The following is a 22,600-nucleotide window of genomic DNA, read 5'->3' on the forward strand; positions in this document are numbered from 1 at the left end:
TCGTAAATGCTGTTCGGATCTGACCCGCGTCCGTCCACCGGACTCGGTGTCTTTGAGGGCATTATCGACCGGATTATTGTCTTGAGCCTTCCCGAGGCTCAGGAACGTCGCGATCGTATCCCTTCTCATCTGGCAGAGTACGGGATCACTGCATTTGAATGGCATGACGCTTTTACGCCGGATCATCCAACCGTTCAGTCGCTCTATGAAGAACAACGCATAGCGACGTTCCCGCCGTGTTTTCGGTGCGGGATGAACGATTGCGATTGCCCTAACAACGTGCTGTTTCCTCAGCAGGTCGCAAACTTTGCCAGTCACTTGGACATATGGCGGCTTACCAGTCAGCAGGACGGTCGGGTCCTCGTGATGGAAGATGATATTGTGCTCCACCCTTGGACGTCGCGTGTATTGCGAAAGCTCTGGCACGGGATCGAGCGTGGAAACATCGACTTCACCCCAAGATCAACAATGATGTTGCGACTTGGGTGGGCATTGTCCAAGGATCATGGTCGTTTCAAGCGGTTCCGCACAAATCACAAGGTCAGAATGTCGAACCCGTGCTATGCGCTCACTTCGGGGTTTGCCGCAAAGCTCATTGATCGCTTCGACCGTGTGGACACAACGTCGGATGTGTTTTTGCATGGCGAGGTTGCGACGCCCGAGGATTCTCTCACGATTTTCCCGCCTGTTGCTTCGGATTTGTCCTGGTCCGAAGGCGCAACGGATTCCTACATTCACCCCAAGAAAAACCGCTTGGAATACCTGAAGAAACACAATCGGGGCACTGAACTTACCGAGTTTGAGCGTCGGTTGAAGCACCATGTTCAGCATGTATATCAACGACCAATTTTATGCGTAGGTCATCCTCGAACCGGAACTGGTTTCGTGGCCGAACTGTGTACCAAGTCCGGCTTGGATGTCGGTCACGAAGCTGACGGTAAGGACGGCATTAGTTCGTGGATGTTTGCGGTGGACGCGGCGCAAAACCCTTGGGCCGCTGACCCGGTCGCCCAAACGCGCAAAGCCCTAAAGTGGCAATTCATGATCCAGACGGTTCGGGATCCGGCCACAGCCATTCCCTCGATTATTCGCGAAAACGCACATGCCCCTGCATCATACGAGTTTCGCCGGACCCACATTCTTGCGGAAACAGGGATTGATCTGAACGGTTTTGAGACTGATATCGAATGGGCTATCGCGTCGCTTTGCTTGTGGGCGTCCATCATTCGTGGGCAGAACCCGGACTTTGTATTCCGAATTGAAACCGACTCTGAGGCCCTGATCGACTTTCTTCAGGACAAAGGTTTCAAGGTTCACAAGGACAATCTGGATATCGGCCCTGTAAACGCCGAGAAGCTGTATAAGGGCAAGCATCACGAAAAACCTCAGATCGACGCAGAACAGTGGGAAGTGATCGGACCACAAGCCCGGGCGCTTCTGAATGAATACTGTGAGGAATACGGCTACAACTCCTCTGTGGGAGCAACCTAGTCAAATTTTCCGCCTTATCGGGCCCCGATTTAGCGACCACATTGGTTAAAACCATATATCAATGTTGTGTTTTGATCACGTAGCGCGATGTATTTTGTATAATTAAAGTATATACAATTAATATCCATGCTACATTCACCACATGTCATGTTTCAGATTTCTTTTAATCGTGGTCACGATTGCCGTTACGTTTTCCTCGCCGGTTGCAGCCCTTCCTTCCAAGCCCACTGACCGGGCAGAGTTGTTTGCCGTATGTTCAGGACGGCTCGAAGCATTGGCTGCGCGGCAAAAGGCCCGCTTGGGTAGCAAAGCGAATTCGGCAGAGATCCTTCGCGTTCAATTTGACCAGATGCTCGAAGCGGTGTTGCCTTGGGCGCTGTCCGAAGGCGTTGAGGAGCATCAGCCCAAACGCTGGCGTGTGCGTGGCTGGGTTGAGGTCGCGTATCTATTGGCCGATATGGACTACAGCTTTGATGCCCGGATCGCCGCTGGGGCTGAACTCCAATTGGAGCACCGGATATCCGAGTGCCGCGCCGTCCTGTTGTAACCCTGTTTGCATGAAAACAGGGCTGGCCCTATGGTCAAGACCCCGGAATGGTTCTAGGTTGCCGGGACAGAACACAACCGGACCTGCCGCCGATGAGCAAACCAATCGATAACCCCGCTGATCCGTTCAAGAAAGCTTTGGCCGAAGCCACGAAAGTGATGGCCGATGATCCCGAGCTGAACGTCTCATACACGGTCGATCCGTCGGGCATGTCGGGTGAATCTATGCGCCTGCCGCAAGTCAGCCGCCGCATGACTCGCGAAGAGGTTCTGCTGGCGCGCGGAACCGCCGATGCACTGGCGCTGCAACGCAAATACCACGACGATGCAACGCACGCACGCTATGCCCCTCCGGGAGATATGGCGCGCGATCTGTACGAAGCGATGGAGACCGCCCGGTGCGAGGCGATGGGCGCACGGGACATGCCCGGCACCGCGTCCAATATCGACGTCAAAATTGAACACGAAGCTATCCGCCGTGGGTATGACCAGTGCAAACAACCTGCTGATGCGCCTTTGGCCGTTGCGGCAGGTTATCTGATCCGACATCTGGCGACTGGTCGTGACCTGCCCCAGGCAGCAGATAACATCATGAACCTTTGGCGCGGATTCATCGAAGAACAAGCTGGGGGAACGCTTGAAAGCCTCGATGATATTCTCTCGGATCAGGCAGAGTTTGCAAAGTTTGCCCGTAAGATGATCAAGGATCTGGGATACGGCGACCAATTGGGGGATGACCCTGACGAGCTGGACGAAGAACAGGAAGATCAGGCCGAGGACGACGCAGAAGAACAGCCCGATCCTGATAGCACCGGCCAGGACGATCAGGATGAACAAGAAGCCGATGCCACCCCTGAGCAATCTCAGGAAGAGCAGCAGGACCAATCTCAGGCTCAGGTCTCGATGGACGAAATGGCCGACGACGAGATGGGCGAAGAGGCAGAGATGCCCGAAGGCGAGGCCCCGCTAGAGCCGCCCGCCCCGCCTTCGGCCTCTGAGGCGGACCCTGATTACAAAGTCTACCTGAATACTTTTGACGAAGAGATCGAGGCCGAGGATTTGGCCGAACCCGCCGAGTTGGAACGGCTGCGCGCCTATCTCGATCAACAGCTTGAACCGCTGAAGGGCGCGGTCAGCCGTCTGGCCAACAAACTGCAACGCCGCCTGCAGGCGCAGCAGAACCGATCGTGGGAATTCGACCGTGAGGAAGGCATTTTGGATGCTGGACGTCTGGCACGTGTCATCGCGAACCCGACAACTCCGCTCAGTTTCAAAATCGAGAAGGATACCGAGTTCCGCGACACCGTCGTGACGCTTTTGTTGGATAATTCCGGGTCGATGCGCGGGCGTCCGATCTCGATCGCAGCGATATGCGCTGATGTTCTGGCGCGGACGCTGGAACGCTGCAATGTTAAGGTCGAAATTCTGGGCTTCACCACCCGCGCCTGGAAGGGTGGTCAGGCACGCGAGGCGTGGCTGAACGACGGTCGCCCCCAGCAACCCGGGCGGCTGAACGACCTTCGCCATATTATTTACAAGGGCGCGGATGCTCCGTGGCGTCGCGCACGCCCCAACCTTGGCCTGATGATGAAAGAAGGTCTGCTGAAGGAAAACATCGACGGCGAGGCGCTGGAATGGGCGCATCGTCGGATGATGGCCCGGCGCGAACAGCGCAAGATCTTGATGGTGATTTCCGATGGTGCGCCGGTCGATGATTCAACTCTCAGCGTTAACCCTGCAAATTATCTGGAAAAACACCTGCGCGACGTGATCGCAATGGTTGAGAAGCGCAAGATGGTCGAACTGCTTGCTATCGGGATCGGCCATGACGTGACGCGTTATTACGACCGCGCGGTTACAATTACGGACGTCGAACAACTGGCCGGTGCGATGACCGAACAATTGGCAGCACTGTTTGACAGCGACCCAAGGGCGCGCGCCAGGGTCATGGGGATGAGGAAAGTGGGCTAACGCGCCTAATCCTAAAACTAAACGGAGTGCACTCCGATCTGAATGAGGTGAGACATGTTTCAATCCTTTGCCGTGACCGCACGTCCGGAACAAGGCCCACCGCGCTTGGCTGCGCTGCGGACGGAGCTAGCGCAAGCGGGGTTGGATGGTTTCTTGACCCCGCGCGCGGACGCGCATCAGGGAGAATATGTCGCCCCACGGGACGAGCGTCTGGCGTGGTTGACCGGATTTACCGGATCAGCCGGATTTTGTGTTGCCCTGTCAGACATCGCAGGCGTGTTTGTTGACGGACGCTACCGTACTCAGGTCAAGGCACAGGTCGCGTCCGACTTCACCCCGGTGCCTTGGCCCGAAGTCGGCCTGAGTGCGTGGTTGAAGGAACAACTGCCGAACGGGGGAAAAGTTGGCTTTGACCCTTGGTTGCACGCCGCCGAGCAGATCTCAGCCGCCCAGAAAGAGCTGTCCGGCAGTGGTATCGAACTGATGCGCAGCGATAACCTCGTCGACCGTGTTTGGAACGACCAACCGGAGCCGCCATTAAATCCCGTCAAGGCTCACCCTCTGGAATTCGCTGGAGAAACCGCAGAAAGCAAAATCACACGCTTGGCCACGGGCCTGCGCGATGCAGGATGTTCGGCCGCTGTGATTACCCTGCCGGACTCGATCATGTGGCTGTTGAACATTCGCGGCTCAGATATCGGCTACAATCCTGTGGCACACGGATTCGCGATTCTACATGCCGATGGGCTGGTGGATCTGTTCATGGCCAAGGAAAAACTGGTCATTCCTCTGGGTGACAGGGTGAATATCCACGAACCGAACGCGTTCTTGGACAGCCTCGCTGCGCTTGATGGCAAGGTACAGGTCGATCTGGGCACGTTGCCACAAGCCGTAGCGGATATCTTGTCAGATCGGATGATTGACGGCGGCGACCCGTGCGCCCTGCCCAAGGCCTGCAAGAACCTGGCCGAAATCGCTGGCAGCGCCGAAGCGCACTTGCGCGACGCCGTAGCGGTTGTCGAAACCCTGTGCTGGCTGGATGCACAGACCCCCGGCACAGTGACCGAGACCCAAGTCGTTACCCGGCTGGAAGAAAACCGACGCAGGGACAACGCCCTGCAGGACATCTCGTTCGACACGATCGCCGGAACCGGCCCCAACGGTGCGATCATGCACTATCGCGTGACCGAAGAAACCGACAGCTTGCTAAAAGACGGACACATACTGGTTCTGGACAGCGGCGGCCAGTATTTGGATGGTACGACAGATATCACCCGGACCATCGCCGTCGGAGAGGTCGGCGAAGAGGAAAAAACCTGCTTCACCCGCGTGTTGAAGGGCATGATTAACATGTCCATGTTGCGCTGGCCCGTTGGTTTGGCAGGACGCGACGTTGAATGTATCGCGCGCGCACCGCTCTGGGCGGCAGGGCAGGATTTCAATCACGGGGTCGGCCACGGGGTCGGCGCTTATCTAAGCGTTCACGAAGGCCCCCAGCGTCTGTCGCGTGTCAGCTCTGTCCCGCTGCAACCCGGTATGATCCTGTCAAACGAACCTGGCTACTACCGCGAGGGCGCTTTCGGAATCCGGATCGAAAATCTGGTGGCTGTGCAAGAGGCGCCCGCCCTGCCCGGTGGTGATGCCGAACGCGCGATGCTGAACTGGTGTACTCTGACTTTTGTCCCGATTGACCAACGGTTGATTGTGGTCGAGATGCTTACCACTGACGAACGCGATTGGCTGAACGCCTATCACCGCGACGTTGCGGAAAAAATCAGGCCTAGGCTGGGCGCAGAGGCGCAGCTGTGGTTGGATGCCGCAACCGGGCCGGTCTGACACCGGACTGTTACAAACACCGGGCAGAGGAGAAGCCCAGAACAAAGGGATGGAATACGTATGACCAAGATCACAATCCGTAAAGCACCGGGCAAATGGAGCGTCCGGTCCGGAGGCGCTATCCTTGGTGAAAGCACAAATGCGCTGGAGCTTTTGGAAGGCGATCTTGACCCTGTAATCTACTTCCCTCGCTCAGACATTGCCATGGCGTTTCTGGATCGCACCGAAAAACGCACGCATTGCCCGCACAAGGGCGATGCCACGCATTTTTCGATTGTGAACAAATCCTCTGTCACTGAAAACGCAGCATGGAGCTACGAAGACCCAATCCCATCAGCCCTGGAAATCAAGGGCTACGTTGCCTTTTATAAGATCGAGTCGGTCAAGGTCGAACAAATCTAGATCGCCTCTTTCACCGCCTCGACAGTTGCCATGTCATGACGGACACGTCCGAACGCCTGCGCCATTGAGGTCAACGTATGCGGAGGGCAGCCAATCTCAGGCAGGCAGGATGCGTCGATCACACGGACCTTCCCGTCGAAAGCAGATCGCACGACCCGATCCACGGGCTCATGACGCTGCCCAAGGGTCAGCCTGTGATAGTGAAACCCTTGACCGGGGTCAGTGATGCCCAATGCGCTGCGCACGCCATGAGAGGCGAGCCAGTCGAGAAGATGCTGCAAGTATTCGTCCATATCCGGTTTCGGCGTCTGTATCGCCTCTATCCGGTCCTGGCCCGGTAAATGGTGGAACTGAACCAGCGTTTTCGGTGTCCAAATCCGCACTGGCTGGACAAAATCAATAATGCGTCCAATGCGTCGACCACGGAAGTGAGGCCCCAGACCAAACCTGGTCGTTAGCATACTCAGCGGGGCTTGGGACACCGTGTAGACTGAGGCAAACAGCTTACAAAGCCCGTCTTGTTTCCACTTGAGCGTCAGCGCGTTGAAATTCCCTCGGTTCGTATAGCTGCGGGGCGACCCAAGTATACGGGCGAGCCTGAGGCAATTGATCGTGTAAGGTGCATGATCACGAAATCTGATCTCGGTCGCTGCCCTTAGGCTACGTGCCAGCAAAGTTGCCGTGCCAAGAACACCGGCAGCCAGAAACACGCGACGAGCCTTAATCCGGGTACCGTCGTCAAGCTCTAACCGAACAAGTTCCTGTTCGGTTTCGATACGCTGTACCCGACCGTTGCGGATTTCGACATCCGGCATTTCACGCAGGCGCTTTTCCACCGCATTTGCCATAGCGCGCAATCCAGACCCGGGCTCGTCCTTGGTTCCCGTCAGAAGGCGCGGTGCGCTTTTTTCAAATCCGTTTTCCAGTTTCTGCCGACGAACGCCGCCAACCACTTCAAAATCGGATTGTACTGCGTCGCACGCTTCGCGGTAAGCCCGCCAGTTTTCAAGGAATCGTCCCTGTCCCCAAGGGTCATCCCTGTCATAGACCTGAAGCTGTTTTCCCCAATAATTGGCCAAACCACCAATTTCTGCGGCAACAAACATTGGAGGGGCATCTCCGGACACTGCCGTTCGTTCGGCCAAATAGGCGGGCTCGCGCCGTTCATAAGCAACCGAAACTATTTTGGCCGGCCCCCCCTCAAAGGGTTGGGACGTCGCACCCGTAACAACAACCAACGATCCGGAATAACCCTTCATCGCGGTCAGGGCGGCATAACCAGCAGGGCCAGCGCCGATCAATGCGGCATCAAAAACGCGCATGCAAAGACCCTTTTCTACACGAAACCGGATTTAGAATTCGCTTTCCGCCCCGGCAATTCATCGGAACACGGGCGTGAACCAAAGGGTACTCTGCGCATCTGAAAGGTTCAGAGCGGAGTATTCGGAACTTCCACAAGCAATAGATGGCCCAAGTTCTGCCAAGCGGCCCCAAAAGCGCCGGACACCATGCACGCGCAGAGGCAGTAGTGTAATTTGATGTACACAAAGCGAGACGCAGTAAAAACATAATAAGTTGCCCCCAAATCTCATGAGCCTTGGTGCAAGTTCGTATATTTGTCGTCTAGTTGTTTGAAATTACGTGTATTCGTAGTGCCAGATACCCGGTTAAGAAGAACGAATACCAATTGAACTCAATAAATTATCCGGGCCAACTTTGCCGATAATAGCTGAAATTTGCTGTTTGAATCAAGAAAACAAGCCATTCCAATGGGCGTCGAACAAGTTCCACTGCTGGCTCGGTGCGTTCTTAAGCACGCAAGAATGCCCAAAGCCCAACTTTGCGGCGATTGCTGTTTCCAAGCAAAAATCCGTGCTGCTTCAGACGCGCCCGAGGCCTTCCTTCACACAAAAATCAGAGGTTATTCAGCCTGCTCGCGCAGAGAAATCAGGATATCCACCAAGGCGTTAATTACTTCTGGGTCGTCCAGCGCTGGGTCAGGCATCGAGGTGTCCTGGGCCACAGATTGCGGATTGTCCAGAAATGCTACCAACTGCTCGCGCGTCCACTCTCCTCCGACCGACGAAAGCGACTGCGAATAGTCAAAATCTGTGAGACCCGCGATCTTTCTGCCGTAGACCTCGCCCAATGACGGGGCGCTTGCGCTAGGAAGTACGCCAAAACCGTGACATTCGGCGCAACCGTCCAACGCGGTTTCGACCGCGCCGACGGTTCTGTTCGACAATCCAAGATCGCCAATTTTGGCAACAGCGAACTGGTAGCTTGGATCAAACTCTCCAACCGTCAGATGCAGCACCTTTTTCTGGTCGGTCCAAAGTGCGATCGTGTCTCCATGCTGATGGACATAGCGGATGCGAAAGCCGAGCGGAATGCGCTCGGCGAACAGGATGCCTTCGCCGTTCGTGCGAATGCGGAACAGGCTGTTTCCGGCCAAGGACCCCGCCAGCATGTCACCATCCCACGCTGGATGGAAGTCATCCACCGGCGCTAGTGAACTTACGGCGACCGAGGGCAACCACGAATAGGCTGGAAGCTGGAATTCCGGGTGGCGTCCGTAATCAAGCGTATCCGGCAAAGGCAACTTATTGTACCGCGTACCCAGCGAAACCTGCGGCCACCCGTAATCTGAGCCCTCACGAATAAGGTTCAGTTCATCCCCTCCGCGACGGCCATGCTCGACCGTCCACAAGCGGCCATCGGCATCAAACGCGATCCCCTGCATGTTCGAGTGACCCTGACTGAGAACGCGGTGCTCACCTGTTGCCGTATCGACGGCAAGTACCTTGCCGTACATCTGGTCAGGATCCTGCGACAGCGCCACCGGCGAATAGGTTCCGTCCATCGCATAGTCGCCAGCGGCCAGATACAATGTCCCATCATCGTCGACACGGAACCGACCGCCTGCCATATGGCCCTGAATCGCGCGCCCGTCCGGGTTGGGCGCAAGACAGGGATCCGTTGCGTATAGAATGGTCCAGTCATCCGAACTGATTGAAACCGCATCGGCAGAGGTGCCGTTCAGCGGAGCAGTGGACAAGGTCGTGCGATAGCAATTGTCGGCTTCTACCCACTCGGTGAATGAGACAATCAGCTTACCGTCGACGACGTCTACGTCGTTATAGCGAAAGTAAAAATGCGCAAAGTTGTAATCCGGGTTGGCCTCTTCGAAATCAAGCATGGTCTCCCACCCGTTGGGCGGCGGCGCAATATCAAGCGTCACGGCTTCATCGCCGCTGACTTCGAAAAACCCGCCTTCATGGGTCATGACGATCAAGTCTTTTCCCAAACTGGTCAACGCACCACCGCTGCCCGCACGGTCCACGGGGACGTCCAGTTCTTTCATGTTGAGGGCGGTGAAAATGGTTTCGACTTGCGCAACGCGATCCCCAGACCAGATCGGAGCGGAATGAGTTATCCCAACATGACTTGTGCGCAGTTGGTGGACTTCCCACATCATCAGGCCCAGCGAACCTGCCAACGTCACCGTGATAACGGGGCTACTCAACAGTCGTTTCACAATGCTCATTGCCTGACCTCAACCAAGTTTTTTTGTTATCCGCCATTACTGCGGGTGCTGCTCGGGCTCATAGAAACCGGAAACTTCAACAGTATCAACCCGGCTTGCCAATTCCCGCGAACGATTGCGGTCAATAGACTTCAACCACGCCCCAAATCGAACAAACTTCACGCGTTCCTCACGCGCCTGTTCAATGCAAGTGAACCGATTTGCGGGCAAAATGGCACAACACACCATCGGAGGACGCCATGTCGATCACCCGCCGCAGTTTCGTCGGAGCATTTGGGGCCGGGCTTGCCCTGCCCACAGCGTTGTGGTCACAATCCGATCCTGTTTTGCAGGCGGTGCGTTCCACCCTGTATGGCAGCAATTCCGAGTTTGCCGAAGGAATGTCTTATCTGGTCGCGCGTGGAAATCCGGATGTCGTCCCTGCCCTGCTGACCGCGATGCGGTACGGGCGGCAGCGAAGCAACGAGATCACCGGCGTGATGCGCGATCTTACGGGCGAGACTATCGGAACCGATTGGTTCGATTGGATGCTGTGGCAAGAGAACAACCCGCAACTGACCCCACATCCGTCGCTGATCCCATTCAAGCGCGAGGTGCTATTGGGAATCGATCCGAATTTCGACGATTTTCTGCGCCCTGAATACCTTCAGCCCGAGAAGATGAAAATCCGGCTGGAAGAGATCACATGGGGTGGGGTTCACAAGGATGGTATCCCATCTCTGGATAATCCGACACTGGTGCCGGTGTCTCGGGCGGAATACCTGAAAGACAGCGATCTGGTTTTCGGGGTCTCGATCAACGGAGACACACGCGCCTATCCGTTACGGATTATGGGCTGGCACGAAATGTTCAATGAAGTCATCGGCGGCGTACCTGTCGCGCTGGCCTATTGTACGTTGTGTGGTTCTGGAATTCTATTTGAAACGCAAGTGGCCGGGCGGAGCAAGCCTCTGGTCTTTGGCTCATCAGGTTTTCTATACCGCTCGAACAAGCTGATGTTCGACCGCGAGACACACTCGTTATGGAACCAGTACACCGGCAAACCGGTTGTTGGCCCCTTGGTCAGCAGCGGGATTGAACTGAAGCAGCGACCAGTTGTGATCACCACATGGCAAAGCTGGAAAACCTCGCACCCGGACACCAAGGTTCTGTCCCTCAAAACCGGGCACCGCAGAAACTATGGATCGGGCGTAGTCTATCGCGATTACTTCGCATCGCCCGAGTTGATGTTCCCGGCGCTGGTCGATCAATCCAGACATCAGCAGAAGGACTATGTGTTCGCCATTCGTCAATTTGGCGCGGCGCGGGCTTGGCCTTTGAACGCGTTCAGCAAGACCCGCGTAATCAATGACGCAATCGACAACAAGGCGCTGGTTTTGGTCGGAAACCCAGACAAGCGCGCGGTCCGGGCCTACGAGAGGAAGTCAAACCAATTCACGGCGTCTGACAGCGGTTTGGTTGATCAGGCGGGCCGGAAATGGACAATGACCGAAGAGGCCTTGATCGGGCCTGATGGCACCCGGTTGCCACGCGTCGCGGGACATATCTCGTACTGGTTTGCGTGGGATAACTATCTGGGGGACGCCGCGACTGTGTATCCCGGTTAAGAATGTTCCTCGGCCGCCGTCGCCGCCAAAGCCCGGTTATAGGCTTTGAGCGCGTCTATGTGGTACAGGGCACCAACGGGGTTTTCGCAGCCGTCCTCATCCACCACGACGACCGGAATGCACGGGATGTCCACCCGGTCGAAGTAAGGCATCGCGGCCTCTAACGTGGCGCTGGCCTGAACGCACAGGCCTTGTTCTATCAGATCCTGTGCTTCGTCCTTGGTGATTGACCGTGGATCACCGATCGGGCGCATCACTGATCCGGCGCGAAGCATCGCCAACAGATAAGCCTGCGGGCCAGCGGCCAGGTGGACATCGCGGCGCTCAAGCTGTGTCAGGAAGAACGATCTGTCGACTAAGCGCGAGGCCAGCGCGGTCGACATGGACACCGAAACCATTACGGCCAGACCGATTTGCCAGTCTCCGGTCAGCTCAAAAACAATCATCGTGGTCGATATCGGCGCACCCAGCACCGCGGCGGCAACGGCCCCCATCCCCGCAAACGCATAGAGAGTATGCGTGCCAGATACATCCGGCAGCAGACCCGTCGCGACAAGGCCGAAGGCCAACCCGGTCAGCGCGCCGATCATCAGCGAAGGCGAGAACACCCCGCCCCCCATCCGTCCGCCCATCGTAATGGCCAACGCAACGGTTTTGACCACGGCAAAGACAATAGCAGCGGAAAGCACCAAATCTCCGGTCAAGGCACGGACCGTGGTTTCGTATCCAACCCCGATGATGTGCGGGAACCAGATCGCCAGAAGCCCCAGCATCGCGCCCGACACGGCTGGCCGCAACCAACGCGGCAGGGACAATCGGGCCTGAATGTGGTTGCCGAAGTCCTCGGCGAAAAAGATTGATCGCATCAGCAGCAGGGAAACTAGCCCGCAGATCAGGCCAAGGATCAGAAATGCGGGTAACTCGACATAGAATTGCAGCGAGCCGGGCGTTTCCAAAACGAACTCGGTGACGTCGCCATATTCCAACCTGTTGATCACCGTGCCCGCGACCGACGCGATGACGATCGGCGCAAATGCATGCACCGCAAAATGCCGCAAGACGACCTCGAGCGCGAAAAGCGCACCCGCGATCGGAGAATTGAAGCTGGCCGATACTGCGGCCGCAACCGCACATCCCAACAGGTCGCGCCCGGTAATGCCGTCGGCGTTAATACGGTCGCTAACCCATGTCGAGATGACACCGGCCATGTGCACCACCGGACCTTCGCGGCCCGTCGATCCGCCCGTACTTAGTGTAATCAGGGACGCGAACAAGGACGCGATCCCGGCCTTGCGTTCAACCCGGCCATCGGTCAGCGCCGCGCCCTCAATCACGTCGGCGACGGAACGAACGCGCCCGTCATCGGTGAATCTGTGCAGGATGATGCCAACAACCAGACCGCCAATGATGGGCGTGATCAGGATCACGAACCACGGCAGCTTTTCCGCATGGCTATGCAGCAGCAGGATGTCTTCGGTGTCATAGACATAGGCCTGAAGAGCCCGGATTGCCTTGCGAAATCCCAGCGCCATGAAGCCAGCCGCGATCCCGATGGCCAAAGCAATGAACCAGAACTGAATTTGGCTGGGGCCCCGACGCCGCATCACCCGCCACGCATCCTTCATCGCGGCCAGAGCCTGATTGAGCTGGTTGCGCAAAACGGTACGGGTCGACTGAGTCATGTGCCCTCGGGGATCAATTCATATGCCTTACTAAGCCACGGTGGGCACATATAAAAGGCGGATCGCGCGGGTGTGAGCAGCTATGCGTCCAACAAGGCACGGGCGGCGGCGCGCGCTTCGTCAGTTATGGTATCGCCGGCAACCATTCGGGCGATTTCGTCCACCCTGTCAGGATCAGCCAGCGGGATCACCGTCGAAAGCGTCTGACCGTCCGTGACATGTTTCTGAACCCGCCAGTGATGCGCGGCTCGGGCGGCGACCTGCGGTGAATGCGTCACCACAAGAACCTGCCCACCATCCGCCAAAGACGCCAGTCGACGGCCAACAGCATCCGCCGTGGCACCGCCTACACCCCGATCAATCTCATCAAAGATCATGGTGTGCGCACTGTCTTCCCCGGTCAGGCACACCTTGAGTGCCAGCAGAAATCGGCTGAGTTCCCCGCCGGACGCGATCTTGTTCAGCGGACCGGACGGGGCACCCGGGTTGGTGGCAACCGTGAAGGCAACCACGTCAATACCTTCGGGGCCGGGGTCGCCTGGGGTCACTTCGGTCCGAAACACCGCACGCTCCATTTTCAACGGTGCCAGTTCTGCCATTACGGCTGTGTCCAACTCGACGGCAGCCTTTTGCCGAGCGGCGCTCAGAGCCGAAGCAGCAGCGTCATAGCGTTCCTGCGCGGCCGCAACCGCAGCGCGCTGATCGGCCAGATTCGCGTCCCCTGCTTCCAAGCGGTTCAAACGGTCCCGCAAGGTCTCAGCAAAGCCACCCAGATCATCGGGGGCAACGTCGTGTTTTCGGGCCAGCGCGCGAATAGCAAAAAGACGCTCTTCGGTCAGCTCCAACTCGGATGGGTTGAACTCAAGCGCGTCAAGACAGGCGCTGACACCGTCTTGCGCCTCACCCAATTCGATCGAGGCGCGGCCCAACGCGGCAATCGGTTCCTCCAACTGCCCACCAGCATTATCGGATACACCTTCCAGCCAACGCACGGCGTCAGACATCGCGCCCTCTGCGCCGTCGCCGCCCAGCAAATCGAAAGCGCGGGCAACGTCGTCACGGATGCGCTCGGCACCCTGCATCAATCGACGACGTGCATCCAGATCAGCATCTTCGCCCGGTTGCGGGTTCAACTGATCAAGTTCGGCTACCGAATGGCGCAGAAACTCTTCTTCGGCGCGCATCGCTGTCAAAGCAGCCTCGGTCTGGGCAAGAGCTTTGCGGGCGCGCGACACTTCAGACCACGCGGTGCGAACGTCGGCAAGCTGCTCACCAGCGCCCGAATAGCTGTCCAGCATGGCCCTGTGACCGCGCGGATTCAACAATCCGCGATCATCATGCTGACCATGCAGCTCCACCAGAGTCTCAGATAGCGCCCGCAGCACCTCGCCCGAGCAGCGCCGGTCATTGACCCAGGCTGTCTTGCGCCCTTCGGCTGTGTTTACGCGGCGCAGGATCAATTCCTCTCCGGCTGGCAATCCGGCCTCCGCCAAGATTGCATGGGCCGGATGGTCCGGGGACAGTTCAAATTCGGCCACAACCTCGCCCTGAACAGCGCCCTGACGCACCAGTTCGGCCCGACCCCGCCACCCCAGAACGAAGCCGAGCGAATCCAGCAGGATTGACTTGCCTGCCCCTGTCTCGCCGGTCAACGCGTTCAAACCCGGTTGAAACGTCAGTTCCAACCGGTCGATGATCAGCATGTCGCGGATATCGAGGGCGCGCAGCATCGGGTCTTAGCGTCCCACGCCTTTGGTCATGGCGATTACAACCACTCACCCTTGATCGTCTGGCGATAGATCTGGCTGAGCCAATTATTTCCTCGGCTCTTCAGGTCCAGCCCACGCGAGGTCAACAGCTTGTAACCCGCGTCGTACCACTCGGACGACTGATAGTTGTATCCCAGAATCGCACCGGCCGACTGCGCTTCGTCCACCAGACCCAGCGACAGATAGGCTTCGATCAAACGATACAGCGCCTCGGCTGTGTGCGACGTGGTCTGGAAATCCTCAACCACGACACGGAACCGGTTGATGGCTGCGGAATAATGATCTTGGCGCAGGTAATACCGGCCAATCTCCATTTCCTTTCCGGCCAGATGGTCAAAAGCCAGATCGAATTTCAACACCGCCGACGTTGCGTATTCACTGTCGGGATAAACTTCGATGACCGTGCGCAAGGACTGAAGCGCCTGAAATGTCAGGCCCTGATCACGCCCGACCTCGTCAATCTGATCATAATAGCTCAGCGCAAGCAGGTACTGGGCATAGGCCGCATCTTCATCCGTGGGGTAAAAGTCGATATACCGCTGCGCCGCCGCCCGGCTTTCTTCATAGTTCTTGTCCGAATGGTATGAGAACGCCTGCATGATCAGCGCGCGTTTGGCCCAATCGGAATAAGGATACAGACGTTCAACTTCCGAGAAGTACCACGCCGCATCATCCGAACGATTCTGCGACAGCTCGTATTCGCCGCGCGTGAAAATCTGTTCCGGAGTGAACCCTTCCAGGTTCTGATCGCGGTCCGCGCCTTGTCTGCCGCAAGCCGTCAAAACTGCTGCCAGAAGAATCGCCGCTGCGAATCTGACTGCCGCTTTGGTGCCAACCATTCCGCCTATCCTTGTCGTCTTGATTATTGGGGCAAACCCCGGATTTGGCCTTGGTTTAGCACATATAATTGCGGGGCAAAACGCCTTAGTAAGCCCTCTGGCGCAATTGTCGACAGAGTTGATCCAATCAGGCGACTTCGGGGATTTCGTCCCACACAAGGCCTTGCCCCGGCAGGCGCGCGGCCTGTTCGGGCGTGCAAAGGATCGGACGAACGGCACCCGGCGTTTCAAACAGCTTGCGCAGCAAGGTGTTTGTCATCGCATGGCCCGACTTGTCGCCTGTGAAATGACCCAGGATCGGCCCTCCGGCTAGGTAAAGGTCACCCAGAGCGTCCAGCATCTTGTGACGCACGGCTTCATCAGCGTGGCGAAGTCCGCCGGGGGTCAACACTTCGTCCCCCTGAACAACCACGGCGTTTTCCAATGTTCCGCCAAGCGCAAGACCGTTCTCGCGCATTTCTTCTACGTCTGTGCGGCGGCAGAACGTACGGCAATCGCTCAGCTCGCGCGCAAAGGATCCGTTACGCATATCCAATGTCTTGGTCTGACTGCCAATCGCTGCGTCTTCGAAATCTATGTGGAAGTCGATGATCAGGCCATCGGCGGGCGCGATTGAGGCGCTTGCCCCTTCGCGGGTCGCTGTTACGGGCTTGAGCACTTCGTAGGCCAGAACCGGGCTCGCCTGCCGACGCACGCCTTTGGTCATGATGCCGCGCACGAAGTCGATCGACGATCCGTCCATGATCGGAACTTCGGGGCCGTCAATCTCGATCAGAGCGTTATGAACACCGCACCCGGCCAAAGCTGCCATGATATGTTCGATGGTCGACACCGACACACCCGCGTCGTTCACTAGACGGGTACATAGCGGAGTGCGTTCCACCACGTCGTAGATCGCCGGGATCAGCGCGTTGCCCAGTTCGATATCCGACCGCTTGAACCAGATGCCGTGACCCGCGGCCGCTGGCTTCAGGACCATCGTCGCTGGTTTGCCGCTGTGCAGCCCGACGCCTGTAAACGTGATCGGAGTTTTGAGCGTATGTTGCAAAATGAACCTCAGTGAGTGGTGTCCGGCCCATCCCGACCGTGTTGGACATTCAGTTAAGGAACACGGGCAAAAGGCTCAACTCACTCTTTGTAACTGAATGAAACATGTATGTAACAGATCGGCAAAAGACTGCTTATATCCACCTAAGGTACTGTATTTAAATTAAAAAGGGCCGCCAAGTGGCGACCCCTAAAACGTATATTGTTACCGTGATCAGTTCGCTTGACGCCGCAGAAATGCCGGAATTTCGATGCGATCCTGTTCGGGATCGGCCTCATCCTGTGCTGGTGCCGTAGCGTCAGATTGGCGCATAACCGGCTGTTGGCGCGGTGGTTGCGCCGGAGTATCGGCCGCGTGCCCCGTCATCCGGTCGATCAAACGGTTGAAGCCAAACCGGGGACGATCAGCCTCAGTATGGGCCGTCGGCTGAGGTGCGGGCTGCGGTGCCGTCGGGCGCGGCGCTGGGTGGCCACGCTCGGACGCCGGAACGTTCTGAACTGCGGCTTGCAGGCGCTGCAGGGCCTCGGGCGACGGGGTGCCCGCCGCTGGTTGAGGCTGAGGCGCGACATAGTTTTCCGGAGCAGGTTCAACCGGCTCGGGGGTCGGTTCGAACTCAGCGACCTGCGGCTGATAGGCCGGAGGGGGCAGGCCATCATCGTCTTGTTCAGCACGCGGCTGGTACTGTGGTTCCGTCGGTTCCTCGGTCGTTTCAAACAACGAAGGTTCGCGGTTCACTTCGGGCTGAGGCTCAGTAACGACCTCTTCCGCTGCGACGGGGGTCTCTTCTTGCAGCGGTTCTTCTGCCGAAACTGTGCGTGTCAGTGGGGCTGACATCGAACGACGGGCAACGGGGACGTCATCGTGCTTTTCACTGGCGTCAATACCGGTTGCGACAACCGAAACGCGCATGCCGCCTTCCATCGCGGTATCCAGGGTCGAACCAACGATGATGTTGGCCTCGGGGTCCACTTCCTCGCGGATGCGGTTGGCGGCTTCGTCCAATTCGAACAGGGTCAGGTCGTGCGAACCGGTGATATTGATCAGCACGCCCTTGGCACCCTTGAGGCTGATTTCGTCCAGCAGCGGGTTGGCGATTGCCTTCTCGGCCGCCTGAACCGCGCGATCTTCGCCGGTCGCCTCGCCCGTACCCATCATCGCCTTGCCCATCTCGTCCATCACGGCGCGGACGTCGGCAAAGTCGAGGTTGATCAGACCCGGACGCACCATCAGGTCGGTCACGCCCTTCACGCCCTGATACAGAACGTCATCGGCCATCGAGAACGCCTCGGTAAACGTGGTCTTTTCATTGGCCAGACGGAACAGGTTCTGGTTCGGAATGATGATCAGCGTGTCAACGACCTTTTGCAGCGCCTCGACACCGTCTTCGGCCTGACGCATCCGCTTGGCCCCTTCGAACTGGAAGGGCTTGGTGACAACACCAACAGTCAGAACGCCCAACTCACGCGCAGCCTGAGCGATGATCGGAGCAGCGCCTGTACCGGTTCCACCGCCCATGCCGGCGGTGATGAAACACATATGTGCGCCCGCCAGATGATCGACGATCTGTTCGATGCTTTCCTCTGCAGCCGCAGCCCCAACGGTAGGCCGCGCGCCAGCGCCCAGACCCTCGGTCACTTTGACGCCCAATTGCACCCGCGCCGAGGAATGGCTTTGCTGAAGTGCTTGTGCGTCGGTATTGGCGACCACGAAATCCACGCCATCCAACTGTTTTTCAATCATGTTATTGACAGCGTTACCGCCTGCGCCACCAACGCCAAATACAGTAATCCGAGGCTTCAGTTCGTCGTGCCCGGGCATCGAAAGATTCAATGTCATGCTCTGTCCGCCTGTTTATATGATCCGCCAAAGCGGTGTTTTTCTTACCTATCCTTCAACAATCCTACCGACCGAAACGCCAAAGGTCACGCCAAAAATCGCCAGAATCCACAAAATATGGAGGAAATAAGGCGGATCACCGCCGTATTTTGCATTGATTGCCAGATGTTGCGGATTGAACTCAAAGCACCACGAAAAATGCGACCGGCACACCGCAGTTGGCGGGCGCGTCACCTAAAAATCCATCATCTTCTGTGTGCGGAAAACTGCTCAGGTCCTGCCGCGGGGCCTCTGACGGGCCCTGTGGATATTTTGCGGGATTTCAACGGCGTCCGCAACACATTTCTTTAGCCAATTGGGGCACTTGGACAGTTCAGACCGTCTTCGGAAATATCACGAACTTCTTGGATTTCAGTATAGGCGAATGTGGCCAGACGAACCATCAGCCGATCCTCGTGCGCAAAGGGCCACCAGCAAACCGGAATGCCGTCGACATCATCGTCATAGAGAAAGCAGATCTGCCCGTCAGGAGTTGTAATCTGACCATAGACACAACCCCTGCCCTCCATTCGCCAAACCGAGAGAGTCGGGCTGAGGAATTCTTCGGCCCCCACCAGATCGCCGCTCGGGTAGTCGTGGAACTTGACGGTTTTGCCCTCGACCGCGCTTAGAAACGCCTCAGGCGTGATGCGAGTCTGGGCCGATGGGGTAGTGGGAATCGCAGCGACAAGCGCCGCGATCAGGACCTTACCAATTGTCACGGAACCAGCGCACTGCGCGCTTGAAAGGGCGCGCCGCATAGGTATCGACCGGGATTTCAAAGTCCCACCACTCATCCTGCGGATGCGCCGCGAACAGGCTAAGGCCCACCGCCGAGGAAAATCCCGGCCCGGTTGCCGATTGCGGCAACCCGTGAACACGAAGGGGGCGGCCAAGGCGGACGCGCTGACCCAGAATACGGGTCGCAAGCCCATCGAGGCCCATGATCTGGCTACCACCGCCCGTTAGAACAATCTGCTGACTGGGCATGTGTTCGAACCCCGCAGCATCCAGACGAATGCGGACCTCTTCCAGGATCTCTTCCACACGAGGACGCATGATCCCGATCAATTCGGCCCGGCTAACGGTCCGGCGATCGTGCTCCCAGTCGCCGGTATCGCCACCGATGTCGATCAGGTCACGATCATCTGCGCCTGTCGCATGAACCCCCCCATTGAATGTTTTGATACGTTCAGCCACATGCGCGGGAACACCCAACCCCATCGAGATATCCGAGGTCACGTGATCACCGCCCATACGCACGCAATCGGCGTAGATCATGTGTTTCTTCATGAAGATCGACACGCTGGTCGTGCCACCGCCCATGTCAATACAGGCCGCGCCCAGTTCCTGCTCGTCCTCGACCAAGGCCGAAACACCCGACACATAGGCCGAGTTCGCGATCCCGGCGAGCTCTAGATCACAACGCTTGATACAGCGCACGATGTTCTGGATTGCAACGGCGTCAACGGTGAGCATGTGCATGTCAACGGCCAGCGATTGCCCCATCTGACCGCGTGGGTCGATCAGGCCAGAGCGGTTGTCCAAAGCAAAGTTCACCGGCTGCGCATGCAGCACTTCGCGCCCCGCACCGTAATCGGGAACGTCGCAGGCATTCAGAACGCGACCAACCTCGGCCTCAGTCACGACCTGCCCTTCCAGATCGACCTGAGCGTCCAAACCGTAAGATCGGGGATTGGCCCCCGAAAAACATGCGATCACGTGATCCACGCGGATATCGGCCATCTTCTGCGCTGTTTGCAGCGCGGTTCGAATTGCGCGCTCAGTTTCCTGCATGGCCGTGACTTCGCCGAACTGCACGCCACGGGACCGGGTCGTTGCAGCACCAATCACGCGAAAGCCGGACTGACCGGCGAGCGATCCGATCCCGCTGTCTTCGTTCAGGCGACCGGCGCCGTCAAACCGAAGCACAAGGCAGGCAATCTTTGAGCTGCCGACATCCAGAATGGCAACCACACCGCGCTGCATTGCCTGTCTGCGCATTTGCCGCATGGCCCGTTGAGACTGATAAAGGTCGGTCATCATAATCGTTACTGCCCGCTACTTACATCTACTTTTGTATTCCACCAGTCTTCGCTGGCAGCTTTGGTCATTCGGATGGTTGGTCGCTGACCCAGACGCATATCAACAACGGCCACGTCGCGTTCCAGCAGATCCTGAACTTCGTTTACGGCCAGCACGCGCTCCAACGCCCGGACGGGGCGTTCTGTCGGCAGCATGATGCGCTGTCCCCGATCCAGCACCAGATCCCAGCGGCGTTCGCCTATACGCACTAGCCCGCGCACCCGGTTGCCAAGGCTGCGCGCCGTCGCCAACAGTTCCAACGCTTGCGGCACATGGGCATCGGCACCCTTGCCCGCGATCAAAGGCAGGCCGGAGTGGTCCTTGCGCGAAACAATTCGTTCGACATGCGCGCCGGTGTCATCCAGCAGCTCGATACCGCCCCGCGTACGCCAGACGACAACAGGCTGGCGCTCGACAACATCCACCTGAAGGATTCCACCCGGACGAACGCGCACGGTCGCCGATTTGACAGGGTCCAGCCCCGTGATCGTATCGCGGATCTGATCGGCATCCAGATCCCAAGAACTGATCGGGAAATCCAACGGCACCACTGCACGGATATCATCCGCCAGACCGGGGCCTGCCCCGTCGATCGCCATCAGGTTGACCATGAATTCGGGGCGTTGCTGGATAGAAGTCTTGATATCGTTGGCATAAGCCACCAACGCGTCGCGCCGCTCTGCCGCGCTGAAATAGAGGCCAACAGCCGCGCAGATCGCAATAATCGGCAGCCCAACCTTCAGGCCGCGCCGCACACCCGGTGTCAGCATCCAACGCTGCATCCGGTAGCTGAGGCGCGAGGGCGCGGGGTCAAAGCGACGGGACTTGCGGCCAAACAGCTTTGCGCCCTGCAAACGCAGTTTCGGCTCAACATCGTGATGTTCGCCCGACGCGAAATCCGCATCCGGCCCTGACAACGGTTTTGACCGGTGTATGACAGGTGCGAGGGTGGCTCTTAACGGTCGCATGAAGCATCCTCCACCACCCAGGCGCAAAGCTGTCCGAACGTCATACCGCAATGTTCTGCCTGCTCGGGCACCAAAGACGTTGGCGTCATACCCGGTTGCGTGTTGGTTTCGAGCAGAAACAACCCATCCGCGCCCATGCTGTCATCCCAGCGATAGTCGGTACGGCTTACGCCCCGGCAACCCAAAGCGTTGTGGGCCTTAATTGCGTATTCCATGCAAAGTTGGAAAATGTTCTGCGGAATATCAGCAGGCAGTACGTGCCACGAACCGCCCGGCTTATACTTGGCGTCATAGTCGTACCAGCCGCCATCCGTCATGATTTCGGTCACTGTAAGGGCGCGATCCCCCACCACCGTCACCGTCAATTCACGCCCGGCCACGTATTTCTCGACCATGACATGTTCGGGCATATCATCCGACAGTTTCGGCGGTCCGTTGGACCCTTCGTGAACGATGTAGATCCCTACGCTGGACCCTTCGTTATTGGGCTTGGCCACGTAGGGCGGCTCCATCACGTGAACTTCGACAACCTCGACCTTGGGCACGATCACGCTGGGTACGACAGGCAGACCCTCGGTCTGGTAAATTTCCTTGCTGCGCTGTTTGTCCATCGCCAAAGCCGAGGCCAGCACGCCGGAATGCGTATAGGGTATCCGCATCCATTCCAGCAGACCCTGCACGCAGCCATCCTCACCCCAGCGGCCATGCAGGGCGTTGAAAACAACATCTGGCTTGATGTCCAAAAGGCGCGCGTAAAGGTCGGGACCCGCGTCCAGCTCGACCACTTCAAAGCCTTCTCCCCTGAGGGCGGCTGCGCATTCGCGCCCGCTGCTGAGTGACACCTCGCGTTCTGCCGAGGGGCCGCCCATCAATACCGCCACTTTGGGGTGTGTCCTGCTCGACTTACCCACTTAGCGCCTCAATGTCCCCGGAC

At 57.8% G+C, this 22,600-nt stretch carries 17 protein-coding genes; 6 read left to right on the plus strand and 11 right to left on the minus strand.

What is annotated here, in order from left to right; translation table 11 throughout:
- The first annotated feature begins 6 nt into the window (after positions 1-6).
- The 5 genes from ACT2B1_RS13275 to ACT2B1_RS13295 all read left to right on the plus strand — a co-directional run bounded on the left by ACT2B1_RS13275 (position 7) and on the right by ACT2B1_RS13295 (position 6,246).
- Complete coding sequence (locus tag ACT2B1_RS13275; RefSeq protein WP_481667916.1) at positions 7-1,491, plus strand: glycosyltransferase family 25 protein; 1,485 nt, start codon at positions 7-9, stop codon at positions 1,489-1,491.
- Between the two features lie 142 nt (positions 1,492-1,633).
- Positions 1,634-2,038 (plus strand): hypothetical protein, encoded by a 405-nt coding sequence (locus ACT2B1_RS13280; RefSeq protein WP_481667917.1) that lies wholly within the window; start codon positions 1,634-1,636, stop codon positions 2,036-2,038.
- Between the two features lie 92 nt (positions 2,039-2,130).
- Entirely contained in the window at positions 2,131-4,008 is a 1,878-nt protein-coding gene (gene cobT, locus ACT2B1_RS13285; protein ID WP_171239734.1) for a cobaltochelatase subunit CobT, read from the plus strand.
- Between the two features lie 54 nt (positions 4,009-4,062).
- Positions 4,063-5,844 (plus strand): aminopeptidase P family protein, encoded by a 1,782-nt coding sequence (locus tag ACT2B1_RS13290; RefSeq protein ID WP_481667918.1) that lies wholly within the window; start codon positions 4,063-4,065, stop codon positions 5,842-5,844.
- Positions 5,845-5,904: 60 nt separating this feature from the next.
- A complete protein-coding gene (locus ACT2B1_RS13295) occupies positions 5,905-6,246 on the plus strand; it encodes a DUF427 domain-containing protein (RefSeq protein ID WP_171120690.1) in 342 nt (113 codons plus the stop codon).
- On the opposite strand, the gene ACT2B1_RS13300 is transcribed toward ACT2B1_RS13295, so the two are convergent.
- Positions 6,243-7,568 carry an NAD(P)/FAD-dependent oxidoreductase gene (locus ACT2B1_RS13300; RefSeq protein ID WP_171122537.1) on the minus strand — a complete coding sequence of 442 codons (1,326 nt, stop codon included), beginning with the start codon at positions 7,566-7,568 and terminating at the stop codon, positions 6,243-6,245. The genes ACT2B1_RS13295 and ACT2B1_RS13300 overlap by 4 nt on opposite strands.
- A gap of 599 nt (positions 7,569-8,167) precedes the next feature.
- Positions 8,168-9,793, minus strand: a complete 1,626-nt coding sequence (locus tag ACT2B1_RS13305; RefSeq protein WP_171122535.1) for a PQQ-dependent sugar dehydrogenase — start codon at positions 9,791-9,793, stop codon at positions 8,168-8,170.
- Positions 9,794-10,032: 239 nt separating this feature from the next.
- On the opposite strand from ACT2B1_RS13305, the gene ACT2B1_RS13310 reads away from it, so the two are divergent.
- On the plus strand, positions 10,033-11,400 hold the full coding sequence (locus ACT2B1_RS13310) for a DUF3179 domain-containing protein (RefSeq protein WP_481667919.1): 1,368 nt from the start codon (positions 10,033-10,035) through the stop codon (positions 11,398-11,400).
- Here the strand turns inward: ACT2B1_RS13310 and ACT2B1_RS13315 are convergent.
- The 9 genes from ACT2B1_RS13315 to ACT2B1_RS13355 form a co-directional block, all read right to left on the minus strand.
- Entirely contained in the window at positions 11,397-13,082 is a 1,686-nt protein-coding gene (locus ACT2B1_RS13315) for a chloride channel protein (RefSeq protein WP_171239730.1), read from the minus strand. The two genes, ACT2B1_RS13310 and ACT2B1_RS13315, sit on opposite strands and share 4 nt — an antisense overlap.
- An 80-nt stretch (positions 13,083-13,162) precedes the next feature.
- Entirely contained in the window at positions 13,163-14,812 is a 1,650-nt protein-coding gene (gene recN, locus ACT2B1_RS13320; RefSeq protein ID WP_481667920.1) for a DNA repair protein RecN, read from the minus strand.
- Between the two features lie 35 nt (positions 14,813-14,847).
- Positions 14,848-15,690 carry an outer membrane protein assembly factor BamD gene (locus ACT2B1_RS13325; protein ID WP_171210427.1) on the minus strand — a complete coding sequence of 281 codons (843 nt, stop codon included), beginning with the start codon at positions 15,688-15,690 and terminating at the stop codon, positions 14,848-14,850.
- Positions 15,691-15,817: 127 nt separating this feature from the next.
- On the minus strand, positions 15,818-16,738 hold the full coding sequence (lpxC, locus tag ACT2B1_RS13330; RefSeq protein WP_171210426.1) for a UDP-3-O-acyl-N-acetylglucosamine deacetylase: 921 nt from the start codon (positions 16,736-16,738) through the stop codon (positions 15,818-15,820).
- A gap of 213 nt (positions 16,739-16,951) precedes the next feature.
- On the minus strand, positions 16,952-18,574 hold the full coding sequence (gene ftsZ / locus ACT2B1_RS13335) for a cell division protein FtsZ (protein WP_171239728.1): 1,623 nt from the start codon (positions 18,572-18,574) through the stop codon (positions 16,952-16,954).
- A 347-nt stretch (positions 18,575-18,921) separates the two neighbouring features.
- Positions 18,922-19,335, minus strand: coding sequence for a hypothetical protein (locus tag ACT2B1_RS13340; RefSeq protein ID WP_171120672.1), 414 nt, complete (start codon positions 19,333-19,335; stop codon positions 18,922-18,924).
- Positions 19,322-20,656, minus strand: coding sequence for a cell division protein FtsA (gene ftsA / locus ACT2B1_RS13345; protein WP_171121679.1), 1,335 nt, complete (start codon positions 20,654-20,656; stop codon positions 19,322-19,324). The genes ACT2B1_RS13340 and ftsA overlap by 14 nt, the downstream gene beginning before the upstream one ends.
- Positions 20,657-20,664: 8 nt before the next feature.
- The gene (locus ACT2B1_RS13350) at positions 20,665-21,666 is read right to left on the minus strand and encodes a cell division protein FtsQ/DivIB (RefSeq protein WP_481667921.1); all 1,002 of its coding nucleotides are present in this window, start codon (positions 21,664-21,666) and stop codon (positions 20,665-20,667) included.
- The gene (locus tag ACT2B1_RS13355) at positions 21,654-22,577 is read right to left on the minus strand and encodes a D-alanine--D-alanine ligase (protein ID WP_171239725.1); all 924 of its coding nucleotides are present in this window, start codon (positions 22,575-22,577) and stop codon (positions 21,654-21,656) included. Before ACT2B1_RS13355 ends, ACT2B1_RS13350 begins: the two co-directional genes overlap by 13 nt.
- Positions 22,578-22,600 lie beyond the last annotated feature (23 nt).

Source organism: Ruegeria sp. S263, from assembly GCF_056780525.1.